A 3773-nucleotide genomic window follows, 5' to 3' on the forward strand; every position below is an offset into this window, starting at 1 on the left:
GTGCGCGGTTGATGAGTCCAGGGACTCGTCAACCGCGCACAGGCGCGTAGCGCCTCAGCTCGCTGCCGCGGCCTTCTTGCGCTCGATGTCCTCGAGGGCGGCGATGTACTTGGCCCGCTCGGCCGCGCCTGCCTCCCAGGCCTCCTTGCGGTTCTTGACGACCTTGACGGGGGCGCCGACCGCGATGCTGTAGTCCGGGATCTCACCCTTGACCACCGCGTGCGCGCCGAGCACGCAGCCGCGGCCGACGATCGTGTTCCGCAGCACGGTCACCTTGGCGGCGACCCAGGTGTCCGGACCGATCCGAACCGGGCCCTTCACGATGCCCTGGTCCTTGATCGGGACGTTGACGTCATCCATCCGGTGGTCGAAGTCGCAGATGTAGCACCAGTCGGCGACCAGGGTGGAGGCGCCGATCTCGATGTCGAGGTAGGTGTTGACGACGTTGTCCTTGCCGAAGACGACCTTGTCGCCGATGCGAAGGGAACCCTCGTGGCAGCGGATCGCGTTGCCGTCGCCGATGTGGACCCAGCGACCGATCTCGAGCCGCGACAGTTCGGGCGTCGAGTGGATCTCCACGTTCTTGCCGAGGAAGACCATGCCGCGCAGGATCACGTGCGGGTTCGCGAGCTTGAACTTCGCCAGCCGGTAGTAGCGCACCAGGTACCAGGGCGTGTACGCCTTGTTCTCGAGCACCCATCGCAGGGAATCGCGGGTCAGGAACTTCGCCTGCTCGCTGTCGGTCCGACGTGATCCCCGCCACCTCGTGCGCAACGGTGCGCCCCACATGCTGGTCATGCCATGCAGCCTACGGTCAGCGAATGTGAGCTCCGCGACGGCCCACTCCGCCACCCCCGCTGAGCCATCCGCCGCCCCCCAGCAGCGCCGCGACCAGCGCCGCCGTGACCGCGACCACGATGACCGCGAGCAGGGAGTTCGTCATCACACCGATCAGCGTCGCGGCGCCGACGATCAGGCCGACGACGATGCCCACCCCCGCCTGAGGCGTACCGAGCAGGTGATTGTCGTTCGCATCGACGCGCGGCGATCGGCGCGGCGCGCTCAAATCTTCACCCCCTGGCCCTTCCATGTCGTCATTCAAACACAATTGCGACCGGAATTGGGCGGTTCCGTCGGCTAATTATCGCAATTCGATACGTAATGTACCGAAATAACGGTCCAATCACAGGAGGTGCCCTACCTGCCCCGTCGCGCCGCAATTGGACGCTTGTGAATGCGCGGCCCATTGAATTCTGAACCACTCTGATTTCGCCCGCGGCCCCCGCACGCCGATCGGCACACCCGATTGTCCTGCGTTCAACGGATAGCGGATCCGCATTCGGCGACGGGGCGGGTTAACACCCCGCGGTGCTCGGCCGGATAGTCTGCACCGAGCGAAATCCACACGAGGAGTGTTGAATGCGGCGTGTTCTCCGGTCGGCAGCGGTGTCGCTGACGGCAGTTTCGGCGCTGATCACCGGCGGCTGCAGCAGCGCACCACCGCTCGACGACGCCTACGCCCCGAGCGGATGGCCCGCCGCGCACGCGGACGCCCGCAACAGCGGCACCAGTCCCGCCGAGGGGGCCCGGTCGATCTCCTTCGATTGGTCGCGTCCGATCGGCGCACCGACCGCGACGGCGGCCTCGGTCGCGTCGAACGGCCAGATCTTCGTCACCTCGCGCAGCGAGAACGGCTGCAACCTCTACTCGTTCGAGATCGAGAGCGGCCGCAAGCGCTGGTGCAACCGGCTCGGCCCCGGCGTCGCGGTCTCGACGCCCCTCGTCGACCGCGTCACGAACGTGTACGTGGGCGAGGACGGCGCGATGAACTCCTTCAACGAACACGGTCAGCTGCGCTGGCGCACCGTGGTGAGCGGGACGCCGCTGTCCGCCCAGTTCACCGCCGACGGAAACCTGCTGTTCGTCACGCACTTCGGTGTCGTCTCGGTGCTCAACACCCAGACCGGCAAGGAGGTCGTGCCGTCGTACCAGCTGATCCCGACGCCGACCTACGACGTCGCCAAGGACCTCCCGCTGCCGCCCGCCGCGCAGGGCCTCGAGCAGTGCTTCTTCGGCGCCCCCGAGTGCCCCGTCTCGACGGCCCCTGCCATCGACCTCGCCACCGGCAGGTTCTTCGTCACCGTCTGGCGACCGGGTCGCCCGCACACCGAGCTGGTCGGCCTGCGGTACGCCGACGGCCGGATCACCGAGGACTGGTCCTCCGACGCGCTGCCCGGCGGCGCGACGTCCAACCCGGTGATCTCCGCCGACGGGGCGACGCTGTACGCGAACGACAACGAGGGCGCGCTGTGGGCGCTCGATGCCGAGACCGGCGAGCCCCGCTGGAGCCACGACCTCGGGTTCGCCGCCGCGGGCAGCCCCACCGTCGCCGCGGACGGCCTGATCATCCCTGCCGGCTCCGACAAGGGCCGCCTGCTCGCCCTCGAGGACAAGGGCGACCACGCCGAGTTGCTGTGGGAACGAAAGGACCTCGTCCAGCTCGGCGTCCCGGCGCAGACCGGCGGCTCGACCGGCTACACCGTCGTGCGCGAGGGCGACACCGGTCTCGCGATGCTCACCTTCGACACCGACACCGGCGAGACGCTCGACCAGGACACCCTGCCGGGCGCCAAGGGCTTCACCGTCGGCACCTCGATCGGCCCCGGCGGCGAGGTCGTCACCCCCACCCTGATCGGCGAGGTGTTCGTCCTCCGCTAGACCCGGACGCCCGCGGCGCAGACGAACGCGACCGGGGTGCGGCCGATCCGGGTCAGCACGACGCTCAGCGACGCCGAGCCGCGCAGCTTCAGCCTCGGGCGCAGCACCGCCGGGTCCACGTCGAGCCCGCGCACCAGGATCTCGGCCACCCCGCAGTCGAGGCGGGCGAGCTCCTGACGCAGCGCCTTCTCGGAGTACTTGAGCTGCTCGATGATCCGGAACCCACGCACGCCAGGGGGCACCGCGTCGCCGGTGAGGTACGCGATCCGCGGGTCGAGCTGCCAGAGCCCGTGCCGGGCCGCGTAGTGCCGCACCAGGCCCGCGCGCACCACCGCCCCGTCGGGGTCGACGATCCACTCCCCCGGTTCGCGTTCGGGGATCTCGTCCGGTTCGGCGTCGGTGAGCTCCCAGGCGGAGTCGGCGGTCAGCACCGTCGCCCGACGGCGAACTCCCGCCCCCGCGAGCCCGGGCGACCACAGGCAGGCCTCGCGCACGCCCCCGTCGAGCGAGACGATCTCCACCTCGCCGGGCCACTCCAACGCGTCGTAATCAAGTCCTGGAGCGCATTTCACCGACAGGTCGCGGCCGCGGTACGCCTCCAGCAGGTCCGGCAGCGGCGGCTGCAGGGCGGCCGGGTCGTGCCTGCGCCTGCCGCCCGCCCGCCTGGCCGGATCGGCAAGGACGACGGTGTCGCGCGTGCACGGCACCAGCGCGTCCGCGCGGACGACCGTCGCGCCCGGCACGTTGTGTTGCGCCATCGCCAGGCGCACCGGGTCGAGATCGCTGCCGATCACCGCGCTCGCGATGCCGACGAGGGCGGACAGTTCCGCGCCAACCGAGCACGTGACGTCGTGCACGGCCCGGCCCGCCACCCGGTGGGCACGCCTGCGCGCGACCACCGACGGCGTCGTCTGCTGCAGCGCATCGTCGGTGAACAGCCAGTCCCGGCCGCCGTCGATCTTGCCGACGGCCCTGCGCCGCAGCAGCACCGTCTCGACCAGGGCACCGGAGCGGTCGGCAAAACGCGCACGCACCCGGCCGATGTCGGCCAGGTG

Annotated in this window: 4 protein-coding genes; 1 reads left to right on the forward strand and 3 read right to left on the reverse strand. The window is 70.1% G+C overall.

From position 1 onward, the window contains the following. Positions 1-54: 54 nt before the first annotated feature. Together ACWFRB_RS26235 and ACWFRB_RS26240 are read right to left on the reverse strand one after the other, a co-directional pair. The gene (locus ACWFRB_RS26235) at positions 55-798 is read right to left on the reverse strand and encodes an acyltransferase (protein WP_452644257.1); all 744 of its coding nucleotides are present in this window, start codon (positions 796-798) and stop codon (positions 55-57) included. 16 nt (positions 799-814) lie between these two features. Then, complete coding sequence (locus ACWFRB_RS26240; RefSeq protein ID WP_452644259.1) at positions 815-1066, reverse strand: hypothetical protein; 252 nt, start codon at positions 1064-1066, stop codon at positions 815-817. Positions 1067-1419: 353 nt separating this feature from the next. Between ACWFRB_RS26240 and ACWFRB_RS26245 the strand changes: the two genes are divergently transcribed. Further along, positions 1420-2718, forward strand: a complete 1299-nt coding sequence (locus ACWFRB_RS26245; protein ID WP_452644261.1) for an outer membrane protein assembly factor BamB family protein — start codon at positions 1420-1422, stop codon at positions 2716-2718. Here the strand turns inward: ACWFRB_RS26245 and ACWFRB_RS26250 are convergent. After that, positions 2715-3773 (reverse strand): THUMP-like domain-containing protein (locus tag ACWFRB_RS26250; RefSeq protein ID WP_452644262.1); only part of this gene is annotated, 1059 nt, incomplete at its 5' end. The two genes, ACWFRB_RS26245 and ACWFRB_RS26250, sit on opposite strands and share 4 nt — an antisense overlap.

The sequence above is a fragment of the Rhodococcus sp. NPDC055112 genome, from assembly GCF_053607505.1.

Coding starts and splice junctions, on each gene's coding strand:
- ACWFRB_RS26235 (WP_452644257.1), bottom strand. CDS start 798: ATGACCAGCATGTGGGGCGCACCGTTGCGCACGAGGTGGCGGGGATCA.
- ACWFRB_RS26245 (WP_452644261.1), top strand. CDS start 1,420: ATGCGGCGTGTTCTCCGGTCGGCAGCGGTGTCGCTGACGGCAGTTTCG.